Origin of the sequence: Sporosarcina sp. FSL K6-1508 (assembly GCF_038007465.1) — a bacterium.
Classification (GTDB): Bacteria; Bacillota; Bacilli; order Bacillales_A; family Planococcaceae; genus Sporosarcina; species Sporosarcina psychrophila_B.
Genome location: NZ_JBBOXF010000001.1, coordinates 1,193,990 through 1,208,785, shown reverse-complemented (window position 1 = coordinate 1,208,785; position 14,796 = coordinate 1,193,990). Strand labels below are relative to the sequence as shown.

The window sequence follows — 14,796 nt, the reverse complement described above, 5'->3', positions numbered from 1 at the left end:
CTAGTCTTTCAAAAGTTCATATTTTTATAGAGTTCAAATTCTCCGTCTTTTCGCAACTGGTTAACAAGCGAGCGCAACGTTCCCTCTGTCCGCCCTACGGCCATGGATAAATTCCTTACGTTTCCGAGTCGGTAATGCTGACAAATATAGGCCAACTCTTTCGTCGTGTATTCGTTGCCGTGATTAAAGTGGTAAGCCGGGTGAAACTTCATGCGTCCGTGGTTGTCATATTGAATAGTTTCGTCTACAACAGGAGATCGATCAGCGCAGGAACTACACAAATTTCTTTCGAGTGAATCAGCCCACCAGCACGGACCATCCGAAGTCACGCAAGCATTTTCATCTGTACAACCACAAACTTTACATGTGTCTACCAACGATCATGCACCTCCATTTTTTCTTTCCTTCAGAACCGGAATATTATCTCCGCCCAACTTCTTGCAATCAAATCCCATCTTGCTGATACAGTGCCTATACAGCCGGCAACGAGTCATGCAGGCGACACCTTCATCCTCACGACGCATCCAACCAGGGCGAACGTCAGAAATAATAACTTTGTTCATTCATAAGCCCTCGACCGCTTGGCGAAATTCTTTAATTCAACAAGGTCGTCATGAATATGCTTACATTCATCGCAATGAATAAAATTGAAGCGGTCCAATGAGTATTCAATTAGCTGCGGGATGATCAAGACAGCACGGCAATTGTCACAAATCATAAATAAGCTTGCTGGCCTATCCATGAGCCTGCCTTCTTTCGCGCTTATCGTTATCCCGGCGCATTACAGCCCCGTAAAACTTATGAGAAGAGTTCCCCGCGTGTCGATACTTCGCACCGTCCCGATTCCTATAACCGCCATCCAACCAGGAATTTCCCTCTTTTTCGTATTCGTAATAACGGGCAACCTCAAAGCCGCGTGATTCGTTGTCGCCTACACGTGCAGAAAGCTCCTCTTTCGATTTTGCCTCGACCTTTATTTCAAAGTATTTTCGTTCCATGAGATCACTCCTTAATTTTTAAGGAGGGGCAGCCATAAGCCGCCCCGACCAAATTCATGCCACGCCTTTGTCAGCATCGTCATCCCGTGCTTCTGTATCAGAATCCGTGTTTTCCGGCTGCGTTTCCGGTTGCCCTTGCTTCCATTCCCACCACTTTTGAGCAAGAGGAGCAATACGGCATCTGTAATCATCGATTATTTCAACGATCTTACCTGAACTGATCCCCAATTCATCGGCCAACCGGATATAGGAGTCCCCTTCAACCCGACGCCTCGCAATGTCAGTCATGTTTTCTGGCAGATCGTCATAAGGTGGGGCCATATCACTTAAAATGAATTGGTCCACAGCCTCGCGATCAAGAGCGACTTCTTCTTGTTCGGTTTCAATAACTTCTTTAGGGAAGCCCGGGAACTCCAGTTGCTCCGGTTCCTTGACCTCTGCGACAATGCCATCTTTATCGATCTTGTATTCAATCAAAGGCTCTCGAGTAGCAGCATTGATTTCAATGTTGTAATTGACAATCGTAGACTCCAACTCTATCTGCGCTAGATTGTCAATCATTTTCGACAGACGTTCTAACTGCCCGCTCAATTCATCGCCGGATACTTCCAGGACAATTTCCTGGACACCCTTCGGCTTTAGGTTGACCTTTTTCACAACTGCTTTAAAATTTGCATACGACATTTGATATCCTCCTCACATAGATAATTGATGCGCCTGAGATTCAAGGGCCTCAATTTCAATTTCAACACGGGGTGTAGAGCTGTAATACTTGGAAACTTGCAAATCGACCACCTGGCTGTCATCATTCCAAATGATTTGAGTAAGCCCGTCTTTGACCCCTTTGACGTAGTTGTCAACATCAGGCCGGGTTACAGGTCTTAGCGTTCCAGCTTCCGCAGCTGCAGCTTTCTTTTTCGAGAAACTTTTCAAGGAAGGTTTGTACACCTTCACGCCCATTCTTAATGGCCCGGTGAGCAACTCCTTCGGACGATGCTGCGAAGCTACCAATTTCACATACTTTTTAAAATCGCGAGACTTGGCTGGATCATACATCCTGACCTGGCCATTTATCGTCGAAGCCCTGGGTCTTCCCTGGGCTACTGGTTCTCCGAATACAGTGAATTTGAGAATCATTGTCTATCAACCTTTCTATTTTTTAATGGCAGTTTAAGAGTCAATGAAAAATCCCGCCATCTTCTGGATCCCCCGCGATCAACTCCTCGTCATGACGGTAAATAACTCCGTTCCCATCGATGCTGTATTCTTCAGCGCGATCTTCCTGACTGATCCCCAGGTCATCAAAAATACTTTCCCAAGTCTGGTGAGTTTCTTCCTTGAATCGCTTGCATGAAGGACCGTGCTCGGCCTTCATTTTCTTGATGAATGCTTTAATTTCAGCTTCTACGCGATCATGTTCTGCATCGTGGTCGGCGCGCAGTTTGTCAAGATGCGCATCCTTCGCCGGATCCACTGTGCCGATCCGAACCTTTGTTACTTTCGTCATTTTTACACCTACGATTGATTTCAATAAGCTTTTAATTGGCATAATATTAGCCCTCCTGGTTTGTTTTTATTGATGGTTTGCAATAAAGAAATTGCCCATTTGATCTCTTGTTGGAACGCCATTTTCATCAGCTGTCTTTGTGGCCGGTTCAATAAACATGTCAGCGCTGCACTCGTAGCAAGAAACGAATTCCTGACCCAACGGGATGTAGATATTCGACTTGTAGCCGCATTCGCACCAGTAACGGCACTTATAACGTTTTCCACCGTTTTCACTGACCTTTATGCCTGTTACCCAGTGGCCGGGTTCCGCTTCAGTACCAACTTTCTTATCTGGAGAAGGACTAACTCTCGCGATCTCTTCAACAGGGAACTGCGCTCGATTTTCACTACCGATCATCGGGAGCGCTCGCGGCTTCGATGGACGCAACGCGTTTTCAATCATGTCATCCAGCCGATCATTTTTAGAAAGTGGTGGCATTTCAAATTCTTCGGTCACAAATTTGGTATAAACACCAGGAGCCGGCTTTTTAGTTGCTGGAGCCTCAATAGGAGCCGCGGCCACCTTTTGCTTAGGGACTTCTTTCACACCAGGAGACTCTTGCTTATATCCGCCCATATTTTGTATAGGCGTTGGCTTAGTTACGCCCAATGCTTCAAAGAAACCGAAAATGACATTTATTTCAGCTCCGTGAGGGGCACCCTTCAGCTCCATCTCACTCATTTTTTGACCGTCATTAAACTTAACAAATACTTCCATCGTCATTTCCTCCTCTTTTTTTAAAATGGCAGGTCATCATCTGTAACTTCAACCGGCCCGCCGCCAGTCGTGAATGGATCATCATCAGTCCGTGTGTAGTTTTGCTGCTGACTTTGCTGAGCGTTGCGATCCGGCGAACCTTGACTGGACCGGTCAGCGGAAGCATTGCGCGGTTCAAGGAACTGGACGCTATCAGCGACCACCTCCGTCATGAAGACGCGCTTTCCGTCCTGGCCATCAAAGCTGCTTGTCTGAATGCGGCCTTCAACGCCGGTCAAACTGCCTTTTCTTAAAAAGTTCGCCGTGTTCTCAGCTTGCTTTCTCCAAGTCACGCAGTTGATAAAGTCAGCTTCCTGTTCCCCGCTTTGCGATTTAAACGATCGGTTACAGGCTAAGGTGAATCGACAAACGGCAACCCCACCCTGGGTGTATTTTAGTTCTGGATCTTTAGTGAGCCGACCCACTAGGACAACTCTATTAATCATCGTGAAACCTCCCTATCTGTGATACTTAGCTGAATCAATGGACCCTTGCACTCATTTCATCCAGCTCTTCTTGCAATTTCCTTCTTCGTTCCTCGATATCAGGATCCGGCTCCCGTTCTGCTTCAGGGGCATCCTTTCGCTTGTTGAACCAATCAGGAATCTTCTCCTCACGTTGAGAACCGAAGCTGCGTCTACTTCCCGTATTTTGTTGCTGGACATTCTTTTGTTGTTCACGTTGCTTTTCAAAGGCAGTGACCTGCTCGACAGTGGAAAGCTTTCTGGTGTTCCAGTTTTTTAATATCCCCTCAGCGTAGCTCCATTTGGCAACGCCATTCTCGATGGCCAACTTCATGGCCATGATTACAAGATCTTTTGACATATCATCAATCCAGTCAGCCATCCGATCTGCGACATGCGGGGTTATCATTCCAAAGTGCTGCTGCTCATAAAAGTTGGTGACTTCTTTGAGATCCAAATTTATGAGACTCGGTGCGATCGGCGATGATGATGGTGATGATGATGATAAGTTCTTTAATTCTTTAGTGCTTAAATTCTTTACATTCTTGTTTGTGTTCAAATGCTGTTCACTCGCTGTCCATTCGCTGTTCACTTGCTGTTCATCTGCTGTTCTTTTGCTGTCCATTTCTTTTTCAGTTTCTTGATAAAGCGCCCAATTACCAACGGTTACAATGCTGTATTTGCTGTTCGCTTTGATGTTCAACATTCCCCACTCTTCAAACCTTTTGAGGTCGCGCCACCAAGTAGATTCACTTTGCCTTTTCTTCGGGGCAACACCGCGATTCATTTCTTCAGCGAGCGATATTCTCCCGGTAACAAATTGCCCAGGAAGCAATTTTATGATCTGATTCCCCACCAGCTGATCATGCTCGGCGTGGGAGGCCTGCAAAAGGCAATACATCCAAAGTTTCATATAGTGGGGATCTTGCCAGATCGGATTGTCAAGCAGCTTCCTGTGTAGTTTAATCCAGCCTTTTTGCACGTTGATACCTCCTTCCGACTTACGGCATGCGTTACACTTTTTCTTTTATTTCATCCAGGAATCTACTCGGTATAGCTGGCGCCGGCGATCCGTTCCACTGCTGCTTAGCGTGAGCATGGGACAAGAATAGTTGCTCCTTTGCTCTGGTCACTCCAACATACGCGAGGCGCCTTTCTTCCTCGAGATCACCACGTTTGGACGGGAATGTTTCCTCTACCAAACCGACGATGAAAACAACTTCAAACTCCAACCCTTTCGCACCGTGCATGGTCATGAGCTTGACTGCATCCTTCTCTTCGACAAGCTTTTCTTGAATATCTCTGAACTTCAGCCATTTTAGGAACGCCAGGAGGCCGTTGTCTTCACCCAGTGAAGCCTTTGAATCTTCCCAGGCCTTTATATACTCAATTCCGTCTTGGATCGCGTGTAGGCGATTTTGTAGCCCCTTGCCCTCATAGTCTTGCAACACGCCTAATATTTCAGCTGTGTACAGGATCAAATCTGACACATTCATACCTAGCGATTGCTTCTCGAAGATTAATGAACCTATTCCAAAGAACTTGGCAGATCTCCTGAAATCCAACTCCTTTAGCATGACCAACTCAGTCTTTTCTTGCCTAGCAGCCTCGAGCTTCAATTTCTTTTTTTCCCCTTCAGACAGAAAAGGTTCAGGGTAGTCAAGCGCCCGCCTTAATGCGTTGCCGTCCTTCTGGTTTGATATAACCTGCAACCAGGCAATAATGGATCTGATGTCTTGATTGCGCATGATATCGTTACGACCAAGCGCCACATTCGGGATCCCATCTCGCTCTAGCTGACTCTGCATTCTAGTAAGCTGCATATTCGTCCTTGATAGAACAGCGACATTTTTATAAGTGGTACCTGAGCTCCGCAGATCCTTTATTTTCCGAGCGATGCTTTCATATTCAGCTCTTTCATCACCCGTAGTAGAAACTGTTATCTGTGGCCCGTCTTTATGGGCGATCAAAGTCTTTTCTGATTGAGTCAAGTTGTACGAAATTAGGTTATTGGCTGCCGCAATGATTTCTCTCGTAGATCGATAGTTATCCTCTAACTTCACGACCTCGCAGCCAGGATACATACCAGGGAATTCGAGAATGTATTCAACCTTAGCGCCTCGCCAACCGTAGATGGCCTGAAAATCATCACCTACCGCAAAGAGATTGGCAGGAGCCAGCGAGCGGATCATTATCATCTGCTCGTCGTTGCTATCTTGGAACTCGTCAACGAATACGTGAGAGTAAAGCCTTTTGTAATGATTAAGTGACTCGGGGTGCTCGGCCCATAAAAAATTTATTTTTTCTATGAGCTTGTCCAAATCGATGGCGTTATTTTGCCGCAACCGATAAACGTACTCATTAATAACCATCGTGATTTCATGATTGGAAACATCATTTTCCTCATACGCCTCAACGACTTTTTTCAACTTAACCCTGTCGCCTAATTCTTTAATAATGACCTCGAGGATCGACGTGCGATCTTCTTGATCGTAAATCGTAAAGTTTTTATCGATGCCGATTAGATGACCCCAATCCTTCAGTACATGAACCGCGAAAGCGTGGAAGGTATTACAAAACAGCTTCTTTCCTTCCGCATCACCTACAAGGGAGATGACGCGCTCCTTCATTTCCTTTCCGGCCAACCGAGTGAACGTGAGGGCCAGCATGTTGCTGGTCCCCACCCGGTTATTAAATAAATGAGCAATACGCCTTGTAAGGACCGTCGTTTTCCCTGATCCAGCTCCAGCGAGGCAAAGGATCGTTTTATTATCCGAGAGGACAGCCCGCTGCTGCCCCTCATTCAATCCTTTAAGCAATGTTGCTTGCATCGATCACAACCCCCTCTGACAGGTTGTCAACAACCCAGCCATCCGCGGAAAAATCATACTCAATGGCGCCCGCTAGAATGATATTGTCAACTTTATCCGTCAAGCCGTTCAATCCATCGATGAGCAACTGGAAGTTTTGCTTGTCCAGGTGATTCAGGTTATCCATAGCAAGGATCCGCAACTTCGGCTGCGCCCTGTCGATAATGGTCATCATCATGGCCGCAAGGAAGACCGTCTGCTGCCCCGTGGACAAAGCGTCGAAATTCACTTCGTGGCCGCGATCATTGATCCAGCCAAACTCAAACAATTCTTTTCCGGTGTCGCTTTCCGTCTGAAAATAAGGAACTTGGTCAAACTTCATCAGTTTTAAATTTTCTTCAATCTGTGCGCGAATCGGCTCCAGGATCTCTTTCACCAACTCACCCTGAACACCCTTTGCACCCAACGACTCCTGAAGAATCTTCAGGGCGCCAGCCTTGTACTCGGCCTCGTTATTTTGCAAGACGTTTTCATTCATAAGGATCAGAGTCTGCTTGGATTTTTCTTTCTCCTGAACTTGCCCCTGGAGCTCTGCGATTCGAGCTCGTGTACCAGTCGCTTGTTTCGACATGATTTCTAGGTCTCCGATTGGATCAGCTTTTTCATTCACAAGTTTGTCCAATTCCTCTTTGAGAGACGCTAGTTTATTATTTCTGCGATCAATAAGGTTTAAAATATTAGCCTTTGCCGCTTCAGCATTTCTTACCTTCTGAGAAATAACATCACGCGCGCCTTGTACGACCTGCGCCTCAGCAAACACGGCAGCCTTCGCCTTTTCTTTTTCCTTGATGTTCTGAAGTAACAGATTCAATGCGCCTTCATGTTGATCGTGTAGCCCTTTCAGTTCAGCCATAGACTTCGCAGCTTCAGCTTTCTTCTTGTCGACATACTCATCGAACCCCGTGAAATCTTTATTACATGAAATCATTTGGCTGATGACACAAAAGCCAGCCATTTCTCCAACCTTCCGCAGCGTGCCGTCAAGCGTCTGGACGTTGGCTTGTACATTCATAATCAACTCTTTGTGCTTATTCAGCATTTGGCGCTGGGTATCAGCCAAGTTGTTCAGCTTCCCGATCTCCTCATCCAACGGCTTCAGTTGAGTTTCGACATCCACAGGCAAGGGAATGGAGGCAGTTAATGCAGCGATCTCCTCATCCAATGGCAAGGTGTTTGTTTCGACAGTGGTTTCATTTACTAACTGGATCTCTTTTTTTACTTCTTCGATCCGTTGAAAGCGTTTGTCGATATTGCGCTTTTTCTCTGTATCTGCAGATATATTCTTTTCAATGGAAATAAGATTGGCCTGTAGTTCTTCAAGCTCTTTTTTCGTTGCGGCAATGTCACGATCTGTTTCCGATAATTGATTTTTCATGTCAGACATCTGACGCACAGCGCCTTGTGAGTCTTCTTCTTTTCGTTTCCAGTACGACAATTCGGTCGTGGTCCAGTCGAGCATCGAGAGCAGCCCGTCATGAATATCAGCGCCATCACGAAACTGCTCTAAGGACTTCGCGATCAATTTATTCGTAATATCGAACAGCTCTTCATTGTTGGATTCAAGCTCCGCGGTCAACATTCTCTTCTGCAGGTAGTTTGATAGTTTTTCTTTATCCCACGTATTCGACTTGATTGGAGATAGGGAATAAATGAAATTCCTCCTCTTTGCATCAGAAAGTGCTAGAAACTCGTTGAAGTCGAGCGCGACGGGAAAGTTCCCGATTTCTTCATGGATACGATCTTTCTTCTGAGTAGCCGTCCGCTCCCCTTTACCAGGGGAAACGGAAATAACTTCTTTGATACTTATACTTTTTTCGCCAGTTCGGCCGTTGAATTTTTCTTCTTTCACAAAGCTCCTGGAGAACTCGAAGTCCTTTGTTTTAAGCCCTACCGCCATTTTGTCGCCCGTTGCAAATTTGAAGGTCGCCGCCGACGTCTTAGCTTGCCCTGGCACATTCCCGAGCATCGCAAGCCCTAGAGCCTGCATCCGCGTAGTTTTCCCTGACCCGTTCTTCCCAATGAGAATGTTCTTGCCTGTGAGGAGCTGCGTGATGCTTTGCCCCTTCATATTTTCGACCGTGATCTCAGTGATCATTTAAAACCCGCCCCTCTCCATTTGAAATACGTTTTCCGGTGGTGCTACCTCGCGCTCTATGAATTCCTCAACATAATCGGTGCCGTTGGGTACATCTTCGGCGCGAATAACTTCAGGATGGACAGATTGAGCAATTTCTTCATCGTCCGCATCAGCTATGAAATCGGCTTCAGTTGCTTCTGCAACCGCCTCAATGACCTCCGCCTTTTGGTTCCCGACTTCGATCTCTTCCCCGCGCTCTGCCTTATCTGCAATATCAAGCAGCTCTTCACGGTTGAAATCATGCACATAACCAACGACCGGAACGCGAGCGACATCACCCTGTTTGGTGACATATGCAGCACTAGCCAACGCTGGGTGCTTGGACATTACAAGTCGTTCACAAATTGATTGGGCGTTACGTTCCGCAAATTGCTTTTTATTGATAAACGTGTCGATCGCCTTCAGCACCTCAGGGTGTTGGATATTGGCTGCGATCCCAAGCGGCCCTTCGATCTTTAGGAAGATACTGTTTTGTTTTTCATCTTCGGTAAGCATCTGCTCCATGCAGACGCGTCCGGAACCCTGGTTGTACTGAACTTTTTTCATCACGTCCTGGATGAAGTAGGCCTTGATGTCATACAGCAACGTGGAGCTTGTTATAACAAGATTTCCTGTCGGGCTGTAACCGATCGCCGTCTTCTTAACCCATACCTTCGAGATCGTTCCAGATTCCGGATCAATTACCGGGTATGGATTTACAACAATTTGACCGTCAGGAAGCGTCAATGACTCTGGCGTGATGATCGACAGTCCTGCGATTTGGTTGAGGGTATTAAAACCCTTGGCTGTCGTCATTGTCTTCCCTTGGATCGTCGCAATCTCGCCGTTCAATTGGCGTAGAGTGACCGTTCCTTTCACACTGCGAATCTGCCCACCGTTCACCCTCTTGACGAATACTTCTCCATCGCCAAGCGCTGCGACATTTTGCTTCTTCAGCGCATCGATCTCTTGGAGCGCTCGGTTGAAATCTTGCTGAATTACCTGAAGTTCATTATTTTCTGGTTGCATAAATTGTTCCTCCCTTGTTTTTATGGAGGTTTCTATGTACAATGAAGACAAATTGTGAGTACACAGAAACCACTTAGCCCGCTGCCCTACAGCGGGCTTTTTTATTCACCTGCGATCGAGTGGATTGTATAGCATTCATCCACTCGATCACTTAGGCAGCCTTTGCTGCAATACGCCTCACCATCAAAAACCCTCAACTCGTCACCCTTGCATATTTCACACCCACATGCGCTGCAGCTCGCGACAGCTTCCGACTCCGGGTAAGGGTAGCCGGTTAACATCGTTTGCCTGATTGCTGTATCAACCATTTCACTCACTCCCTTCTGCGACATTTAAAAGTGAATCAACCAGTTTAGATACCTTGCCTTTGACCCGTCTGTCGATCAGCTCTTCATTGGCCGATTCAATTAAAGCTTCTAATTCGAAATCAGATAGATTCTTCAAACCATCTTCCGCTTGATTGCCAGAGTCCAGAGTTTCAGAGTCCAGAACTTCCAAGACCGGGCGCCAACCGATGTACACATAGCGATACGAAGCAGTAGTGCTGTGGAAGCTACGAGCTGAGTTGTAGCCGCGAGAGACACGGTACGAGCCGGCCTCAAAGAACTTTTCCTGACACCAGCTTAAGGTATACGCCCAATTCCAAAACTTGTTATGATTCCCGTTGAAGGACTCTGCAGACACGTATTCCGAGAAATCTTCTTCAGTTGGGATGGGTAACGAAGTATTTTCTTCGAGATTGACGATAATTTGATCCCACTCATTATTTGATGGAGTGCCGCCTAGTTCGTAATCCCCTTCAAAGGGTCTGTCGCCGCCAGTCAGGATCCTTAGTTTGAATCGGTTGCCCCCGAGTTTAACTTCTCGGCCGAACACCAGGCCCTGCTCATTCAGTTGGTCCCACGTAATATCAGTGAGTATATTTCTATCAGCCACCAGCACACGCTTACCTTCTTCGCTCAATCCTGGAACCCAGGAAATCAATGCCGCCGGATCCGTCGAGTCGACAATTCCAATCGATCCGCCGTTACGGTACCGGTGGATGTCACCAGGCTCTGGAGCGTGAGTTCCTTCATATCCCCAAGGACGCTGTGGAAACGGAAGCACCTTACCTTCAATAGAGAGAGCTCCTAACTTAACTTTTTCTGTCATCATTTTCCTGCCACCTTTCAAAATGTTCTTGCATCTGCGACGGCGCGATAAAGCTGCATAACTTCCCTGTTTTCATTCTCGAATCGCTCATTCTTAAGCATCGGAATGCTGTACGCGCCCTCCATGTCCGTCATCATGACTGAAAGCCTTTCGGTCTTGGATTCGTTCGAAGCACCCGACTGGATGATCTCCTTGAAGCGCTTCGTGAAGCCCTGCATTTCTCCGAACGTCATTCATTTCACCGCCTTCTTATATATATTGATGGGTCGGAGCCATCGCCACGCCCAGGAGCCGTAAGAGGAGGTAACAACTCCCGAACATGGCGACAGGCCCAAGCCTGCCGAATTCATACTTCTTTAATCCTGAATTTCACATCTAAAAATATGCTTTCATAAAGTTTGAGCGCTTCCTGAGCCTCCGCCCTGGTGTTATGCTCGACTTCCTTCCCCAAGGTTTCGTCCATCGTGCAAGATGTGACAACCATTCCGTTATCGCCACGAACTACATATTTCATGTGTTCACTTCCTTCTCCGTGTGCTAGAATAGTAGATATAGTATTTAACGAACCGCAGTGAGCAGGATGGCCGTCCTTAGCTCGCTGCTTTTTTTGATTCATAAATCTTTCTTTTATACTCAAACTCCAGTGCCAACAGCAGCGTCGGATTGCTTCGCATTTCTTTGCACATTTTCCGAACCTCACCTGCAGTCATCAACCGACTCGCCGAAAGAACATAGCTCATTCACCTTCACCCCCGTACAGCCTTGGTGACCATTCCTTGATGTTCAGCTTCAACTTGCAATCCCGACAAAAGCAGTTGTTCTCGATCGGTGCATACCAAACGACTTCCGGCTTATCAAAATCCCTGTGACATTCCCCGCAATAAGAAACCGTTGTTTTCTTCAAATCCATAAGATCATTCCTCCTACTAATTTTGTTAGCGTTTCAGTAAGCATTAATATATCCACGCTGTGTACCATTGCAATCCCTACCTCTATCGGCAAAGTTGCATTTGAGGGGTTCATCCGCGATCCAACGATTTGCAGCCATTTGACAAGGTCCTCAGCCTTTAACGGCATTTCTCCACGCTCCAACTTGGAGACAGTGCTTCTCGAGATATGCACCAGGGGCGCTATTTGCTCCTGGGTTAGATCAACGGCTTTCCTGGTTGATTTAAGCAACATTCCAAAGTTCATAACATTTGTTCACCTACTCTCGAATGTTCAAATTCTGAACAACTCCAAAATGTTCAAACTATGAACAGTATTAAACTATTGGTAGTTATATAATTAAGGTGCAAGCACGCGAAGACGGCCATAACCCTCTTCTTTCTTTTCCGCTGCGATATCAACAACTTCCGGCATGGATCTACTCGCCATCCACTGATCAACCAAATCCTTGCGAAACGTCCACTTGCTGCGTCCCTTGAATCTAAGTACCGGCAACCCCTCCTCGTGCACATATTTCCTAGCAGTGCCGAGTGATACCCCGATGTAAGCTGCAACCTCTTTAGTAGTCATAGTTTCCATTTGTGACACCCCCTTCAGCCTTAGACTTAAACGGGCGCAGTTTGCGCCTGTCCCTCCCTTGCAGAAACTTCACTTTACGTGGACTTCTTTCTCAAAAAAATATGAGGCTTGGACCTCTAAAACTACCGCTATTTTTTCTAGTTCCTCAATACTGATAGGACGCTTCCCGTGTTCCTTCATATTGTAGCCGGACACGGTTATACCAATGCTATTAGCGACAAAAGTTTGAGAAATTCCTTTAGATTCCCTCAATCCTCTCACCTTTTCGTGAACCTTCACTAGATAACCTCCTTTTTAATCCACGTTACGTGAACCTCTTGATTACATATTAACTCCACGTTAAGTGTAAGTCAACACTTTTATTAACCTTTCGTGGAATATGCTTAACGATACGTGAAATGTTGATATTATTAATGTGATAAATACGATTGAAAGGATCAAAAAATATGAGCTTGGGCAAACGTTTGAAAAACGAACGCGAAAAAAGAAAGTGGTCTCAAAAGTACGTTGCGGAGAGAGTAGGGATAACGAACACAGTTCTGTCCAACTACGAAAGAGATTACAGGGACCCCGACACCGACATGCTCGCTAAACTTGCTGAGCTTTACGAAGTCGCTACGGATTATTTGTTAGGGGTTCGTTCGAAGAAGGATGAAACGCGCACCAACGGCCTAACAGACAAAGATGAAAAAGACATAGCTAAGCGAATGGATAAGATGAAGGCAGATTTAATTGAGGCTAACGAGGATGTTGAAGGTCTGAACTATATGGGAGAACCTATGAGTGAAGAAGCATTTGAATCGTTTATGGAGGCGCTTGAACACGCAGAACGAATAGTAACGATAGCTAATAAAAAATACGCCCCCAATAAATATAAAAACAAGGACGAGAAATAGTCCTGTAGGGGGTCAGTGTGTGTGGATCAAGGAGATCGTTGAAGATTTAGTGAGAAAATACAGCACCAACAATCCGTTTGAAATTGCCGCAGCTAAGAATATACACGTGATCGAAAGAGACATGCATGAAGAAATATGCGGGTTTTACAAATACATGAGAAGAAACAAGCTCATCTTCCTTAATTCTAATTTGAATGAAAGGGATAAGTTTTTCACATGCGCCCATGAGCTAGGGCATTCAGAACTCCACCCGAGATTGAGTACCCCTTTTTTAAAACGAAAAACATTTTTTTCGATCAATAAAATAGAAGCTGAAGCAAATCGATTCGCTGTTGAACTATTGATGCCCGACGAAACGGTATATAAGTACAAAAATAGTTTCTTAGCATTTGATGAGATAGCCAGCATTCACGGCGTACCTAACGAGGTCGCGCACTTGAAAAGACTAAACAATATTAATTGAACAATATAGGAGGTGCCGCTAATGGATCTATTCTTATTTATAACAGGATTTGTCGCGATGCTTATCGCCTTTGGTTTATTGATTTTGAGAGTGTTCACCAAAGGGCCGAAAAAGAAGTTGCTAATATTACTAGCTGCCGGCTTCGCGCTTTTCGTTACTGGAGCATTGATCGGTGGAGCAAACATGACCCCTGAAGAAAAGGCTGTTGCAGAAGAAAGAAGATTGGCAAAGGCTGAAGAAAAGGAAGCAAAACTCGAAGCTGAACGACTTGAGAAGGAAAAAACAATAGAAGTTGAACGGAAGGAACTTGAAAAGAAAGAATTAGCTGAAAGGGAAAGGGCTGAAGAAGAAACTGCGGAAGCTCTAAGAAACGAACAAGAAGAAAAAGCGGTAGCAGAAAAGAAAAAATCAGACCCACTCGCCATCAAAGAGGTTGAAGGAAAAGCTGGTACCGAGAAAAATGAAGGGAGCACGGGTATAATCCCAATCTTCGATATTAAAGATGTTGCACACAAGACTGAAAGTGAAGTAACCGATCTACTCGGAAAACCCTTTGATACCGAAGAAGGTGATTTTTCTTTAGACGTTGATTCGCCGATATATACCTTGAATTATTATAAGGACGGGAAAATCGAAGTAATGTTCATAGAGGACAAGGCAGTGAACGTCATCCTTAATCTGAGCGAAGAAGAATATTTTTCCGGCGAAGATGCAAAGGGCAATCTGGAGTATTTAAATCTTACTGTTACCGATTTGGAAAAACCTCTTATAGAAGGACAAACTTCAGTGGGCGCATATAACATTGATGGATTTCACCGCGTGGAGGTGGGCAAGTGGCGCAATGTACCAGGAGGATTTGTCACTGTATTCACAGATAAAAAATATAAGTATTGAAGGTAGTCGAAGAGTACGCCCTATCCAGGGCTTTTCTTTCACCTAATAAACCGAACATTTATTCTTAATTGGAGTTGATTCA

The 14,796-nt window shown here is 45.6% G+C and carries 24 protein-coding genes; 3 read left to right on the top strand and 21 right to left on the bottom strand.

The window, feature by feature from the left end:
- Positions 1 to 8: 8 nt before the first annotated feature.
- The 21 genes from MKZ11_RS05765 to MKZ11_RS05665 all read right to left on the bottom strand — a co-directional run bounded on the left by MKZ11_RS05765 (position 9) and on the right by MKZ11_RS05665 (position 12,740).
- Positions 9 to 377, bottom strand: a complete 369-nt coding sequence (locus MKZ11_RS05765) for a hypothetical protein (protein ID WP_340793043.1) — start codon at positions 375 to 377, stop codon at positions 9 to 11.
- A 3-nt stretch (positions 378 to 380) separates the two neighbouring features.
- The gene (locus tag MKZ11_RS05760) at positions 381 to 563 is read right to left on the bottom strand and encodes a hypothetical protein (protein ID WP_340793042.1); all 183 of its coding nucleotides are present in this window, start codon (positions 561 to 563) and stop codon (positions 381 to 383) included.
- A gap of 171 nt (positions 564 to 734) precedes the next feature.
- On the bottom strand, positions 735 to 998 hold the full coding sequence (locus tag MKZ11_RS05755; protein ID WP_340793041.1) for a hypothetical protein: 264 nt from the start codon (positions 996 to 998) through the stop codon (positions 735 to 737).
- Between the two features lie 54 nt (positions 999 to 1,052).
- Entirely contained in the window at positions 1,053 to 1,682 is a 630-nt protein-coding gene (locus MKZ11_RS05750) for a 2-methylcitrate dehydratase (protein ID WP_340793040.1), read from the bottom strand.
- Between the two features lie 12 nt (positions 1,683 to 1,694).
- Complete coding sequence (locus tag MKZ11_RS05745) at positions 1,695 to 2,132, bottom strand: RusA family crossover junction endodeoxyribonuclease (protein ID WP_340796929.1); 438 nt, start codon at positions 2,130 to 2,132, stop codon at positions 1,695 to 1,697.
- Positions 2,133 to 2,175: 43 nt separating this feature from the next.
- Positions 2,176 to 2,547 carry a hypothetical protein gene (locus MKZ11_RS05740; RefSeq protein WP_340793039.1) on the bottom strand — a complete coding sequence of 124 codons (372 nt, stop codon included), beginning with the start codon at positions 2,545 to 2,547 and terminating at the stop codon, positions 2,176 to 2,178.
- Between the two features lie 24 nt (positions 2,548 to 2,571).
- Positions 2,572 to 3,264, bottom strand: a complete 693-nt coding sequence (locus MKZ11_RS05735) for a hypothetical protein (protein WP_340793038.1) — start codon at positions 3,262 to 3,264, stop codon at positions 2,572 to 2,574.
- A 20-nt stretch (positions 3,265 to 3,284) separates the two neighbouring features.
- The gene (ssb, locus tag MKZ11_RS05730; RefSeq protein WP_340793037.1) at positions 3,285 to 3,749 is read right to left on the bottom strand and encodes a single-stranded DNA-binding protein; all 465 of its coding nucleotides are present in this window, start codon (positions 3,747 to 3,749) and stop codon (positions 3,285 to 3,287) included.
- 34 nt (positions 3,750 to 3,783) lie between these two features.
- On the bottom strand, positions 3,784 to 4,749 hold the full coding sequence (locus MKZ11_RS05725; RefSeq protein WP_340793036.1) for a DnaD domain-containing protein: 966 nt from the start codon (positions 4,747 to 4,749) through the stop codon (positions 3,784 to 3,786).
- 31 nt (positions 4,750 to 4,780) lie between these two features.
- A complete protein-coding gene (locus MKZ11_RS05720; RefSeq protein ID WP_340793035.1) occupies positions 4,781 to 6,598 on the bottom strand; it encodes an ATP-dependent helicase in 1,818 nt (605 codons plus the stop codon).
- Positions 6,579 to 8,732 (bottom strand): hypothetical protein, encoded by a 2,154-nt coding sequence (locus MKZ11_RS05715; RefSeq protein WP_340793034.1) that lies wholly within the window; start codon positions 8,730 to 8,732, stop codon positions 6,579 to 6,581. The genes MKZ11_RS05720 and MKZ11_RS05715 overlap by 20 nt, the downstream gene beginning before the upstream one ends.
- On the bottom strand, positions 8,733 to 9,782 hold the full coding sequence (locus MKZ11_RS05710; RefSeq protein ID WP_340793033.1) for a hypothetical protein: 1,050 nt from the start codon (positions 9,780 to 9,782) through the stop codon (positions 8,733 to 8,735).
- A 101-nt stretch (positions 9,783 to 9,883) separates the two neighbouring features.
- Positions 9,884 to 10,114 (bottom strand): hypothetical protein, encoded by a 231-nt coding sequence (locus MKZ11_RS05705; RefSeq protein WP_340793032.1) that lies wholly within the window; start codon positions 10,112 to 10,114, stop codon positions 9,884 to 9,886.
- A complete protein-coding gene (locus MKZ11_RS05700; RefSeq protein WP_340793031.1) occupies positions 10,092 to 10,937 on the bottom strand; it encodes a hypothetical protein in 846 nt (281 codons plus the stop codon). Before MKZ11_RS05700 ends, MKZ11_RS05705 begins: the two co-directional genes overlap by 23 nt.
- Before the next feature lie 14 nt (positions 10,938 to 10,951).
- Positions 10,952 to 11,167 (bottom strand): hypothetical protein, encoded by a 216-nt coding sequence (locus tag MKZ11_RS05695; RefSeq protein WP_340793030.1) that lies wholly within the window; start codon positions 11,165 to 11,167, stop codon positions 10,952 to 10,954.
- A 113-nt stretch (positions 11,168 to 11,280) separates the two neighbouring features.
- Entirely contained in the window at positions 11,281 to 11,448 is a 168-nt protein-coding gene (locus MKZ11_RS05690; RefSeq protein ID WP_340793029.1) for a hypothetical protein, read from the bottom strand.
- A gap of 76 nt (positions 11,449 to 11,524) precedes the next feature.
- Positions 11,525 to 11,674 (bottom strand): hypothetical protein, encoded by a 150-nt coding sequence (locus tag MKZ11_RS05685; RefSeq protein WP_340793028.1) that lies wholly within the window; start codon positions 11,672 to 11,674, stop codon positions 11,525 to 11,527.
- Positions 11,671 to 11,844, bottom strand: coding sequence for a hypothetical protein (locus MKZ11_RS05680; protein ID WP_340793027.1), 174 nt, complete (start codon positions 11,842 to 11,844; stop codon positions 11,671 to 11,673). Before MKZ11_RS05680 ends, MKZ11_RS05685 begins: the two co-directional genes overlap by 4 nt.
- Positions 11,835 to 12,116 (bottom strand): helix-turn-helix domain-containing protein, encoded by a 282-nt coding sequence (locus MKZ11_RS05675; RefSeq protein ID WP_340796928.1) that lies wholly within the window; start codon positions 12,114 to 12,116, stop codon positions 11,835 to 11,837. The genes MKZ11_RS05680 and MKZ11_RS05675 overlap by 10 nt, the downstream gene beginning before the upstream one ends.
- Before the next feature lie 105 nt (positions 12,117 to 12,221).
- Positions 12,222 to 12,461, bottom strand: coding sequence for a helix-turn-helix domain-containing protein (locus tag MKZ11_RS05670; RefSeq protein WP_340793026.1), 240 nt, complete (start codon positions 12,459 to 12,461; stop codon positions 12,222 to 12,224).
- Positions 12,462 to 12,530: 69 nt separating this feature from the next.
- Positions 12,531 to 12,740: a helix-turn-helix domain-containing protein gene (locus tag MKZ11_RS05665; RefSeq protein WP_340793025.1), complete on the bottom strand. Its 210-nt coding sequence runs from the start codon at positions 12,738 to 12,740 to the stop codon at positions 12,531 to 12,533.
- A 167-nt stretch (positions 12,741 to 12,907) separates the two neighbouring features.
- On the opposite strand from MKZ11_RS05665, the gene MKZ11_RS05660 reads away from it, so the two are divergent.
- Genes MKZ11_RS05660 through MKZ11_RS05650 form a run of 3 tightly spaced genes read left to right on the top strand, consistent with a single transcriptional unit; the run spans position 12,908 to position 14,714 of the window.
- Positions 12,908 to 13,357 (top strand): helix-turn-helix domain-containing protein, encoded by a 450-nt coding sequence (locus MKZ11_RS05660; RefSeq protein ID WP_340793024.1) that lies wholly within the window; start codon positions 12,908 to 12,910, stop codon positions 13,355 to 13,357.
- 19 nt (positions 13,358 to 13,376) lie between these two features.
- Positions 13,377 to 13,820 carry an ImmA/IrrE family metallo-endopeptidase gene (locus MKZ11_RS05655; protein WP_340793023.1) on the top strand — a complete coding sequence of 148 codons (444 nt, stop codon included), beginning with the start codon at positions 13,377 to 13,379 and terminating at the stop codon, positions 13,818 to 13,820.
- A gap of 21 nt (positions 13,821 to 13,841) precedes the next feature.
- Positions 13,842 to 14,714, top strand: a complete 873-nt coding sequence (locus MKZ11_RS05650; RefSeq protein ID WP_340793022.1) for a hypothetical protein — start codon at positions 13,842 to 13,844, stop codon at positions 14,712 to 14,714.
- The last annotated feature ends 82 nt before the right edge of the window (positions 14,715 to 14,796 follow it).

Bases quoted from the DNA above. Each gene is read 5' to 3' on its own strand.
- MKZ11_RS05735 (WP_340793038.1), bottom strand. From the start codon at position 3,264: ATGGAAGTATTTGTTAAGTTTAATGACGGTCAAAAAATGAGTGAGATG.
- MKZ11_RS05715 (WP_340793034.1), bottom strand. From the start codon at position 8,732: ATGATCACTGAGATCACGGTCGAAAATATGAAGGGGCAAAGCATCACG.
- MKZ11_RS05675 (WP_340796928.1), bottom strand. From the start codon at position 12,116: ATGTTGCTTAAATCAACCAGGAAAGCCGTTGATCTAACCCAGGAGCAA.
- MKZ11_RS05695 (WP_340793030.1), bottom strand. From the start codon at position 11,167: ATGACGTTCGGAGAAATGCAGGGCTTCACGAAGCGCTTCAAGGAGATC.
- MKZ11_RS05700 (WP_340793031.1), bottom strand. From the start codon at position 10,937: ATGATGACAGAAAAAGTTAAGTTAGGAGCTCTCTCTATTGAAGGTAAG.
- MKZ11_RS05720 (WP_340793035.1), bottom strand. From the start codon at position 6,598: ATGCAAGCAACATTGCTTAAAGGATTGAATGAGGGGCAGCAGCGGGCT.
- MKZ11_RS05680 (WP_340793027.1), bottom strand. From the start codon at position 11,844: ATGGATTTGAAGAAAACAACGGTTTCTTATTGCGGGGAATGTCACAGG.
- MKZ11_RS05740 (WP_340793039.1), bottom strand. From the start codon at position 2,547: ATGCCAATTAAAAGCTTATTGAAATCAATCGTAGGTGTAAAAATGACG.
- MKZ11_RS05685 (WP_340793028.1), bottom strand. From the start codon at position 11,674: ATGAGCTATGTTCTTTCGGCGAGTCGGTTGATGACTGCAGGTGAGGTT.
- MKZ11_RS05760 (WP_340793042.1), bottom strand. From the start codon at position 563: ATGAACAAAGTTATTATTTCTGACGTTCGCCCTGGTTGGATGCGTCGT.
- MKZ11_RS05750 (WP_340793040.1), bottom strand. From the start codon at position 1,682: ATGTCGTATGCAAATTTTAAAGCAGTTGTGAAAAAGGTCAACCTAAAG.
- ssb (WP_340793037.1), bottom strand. From the start codon at position 3,749: ATGATTAATAGAGTTGTCCTAGTGGGTCGGCTCACTAAAGATCCAGAA.
- MKZ11_RS05710 (WP_340793033.1), bottom strand. From the start codon at position 9,782: ATGCAACCAGAAAATAATGAACTTCAGGTAATTCAGCAAGATTTCAAC.
- MKZ11_RS05650 (WP_340793022.1), top strand. From the start codon at position 13,842: ATGGATCTATTCTTATTTATAACAGGATTTGTCGCGATGCTTATCGCC.
- MKZ11_RS05755 (WP_340793041.1), bottom strand. From the start codon at position 998: ATGGAACGAAAATACTTTGAAATAAAGGTCGAGGCAAAATCGAAAGAG.
- MKZ11_RS05670 (WP_340793026.1), bottom strand. From the start codon at position 12,461: ATGGAAACTATGACTACTAAAGAGGTTGCAGCTTACATCGGGGTATCA.
- MKZ11_RS05705 (WP_340793032.1), bottom strand. From the start codon at position 10,114: ATGTCGCAGAAGGGAGTGAGTGAAATGGTTGATACAGCAATCAGGCAA.
- MKZ11_RS05690 (WP_340793029.1), bottom strand. From the start codon at position 11,448: ATGAAATATGTAGTTCGTGGCGATAACGGAATGGTTGTCACATCTTGC.
- MKZ11_RS05660 (WP_340793024.1), top strand. From the start codon at position 12,908: ATGAGCTTGGGCAAACGTTTGAAAAACGAACGCGAAAAAAGAAAGTGG.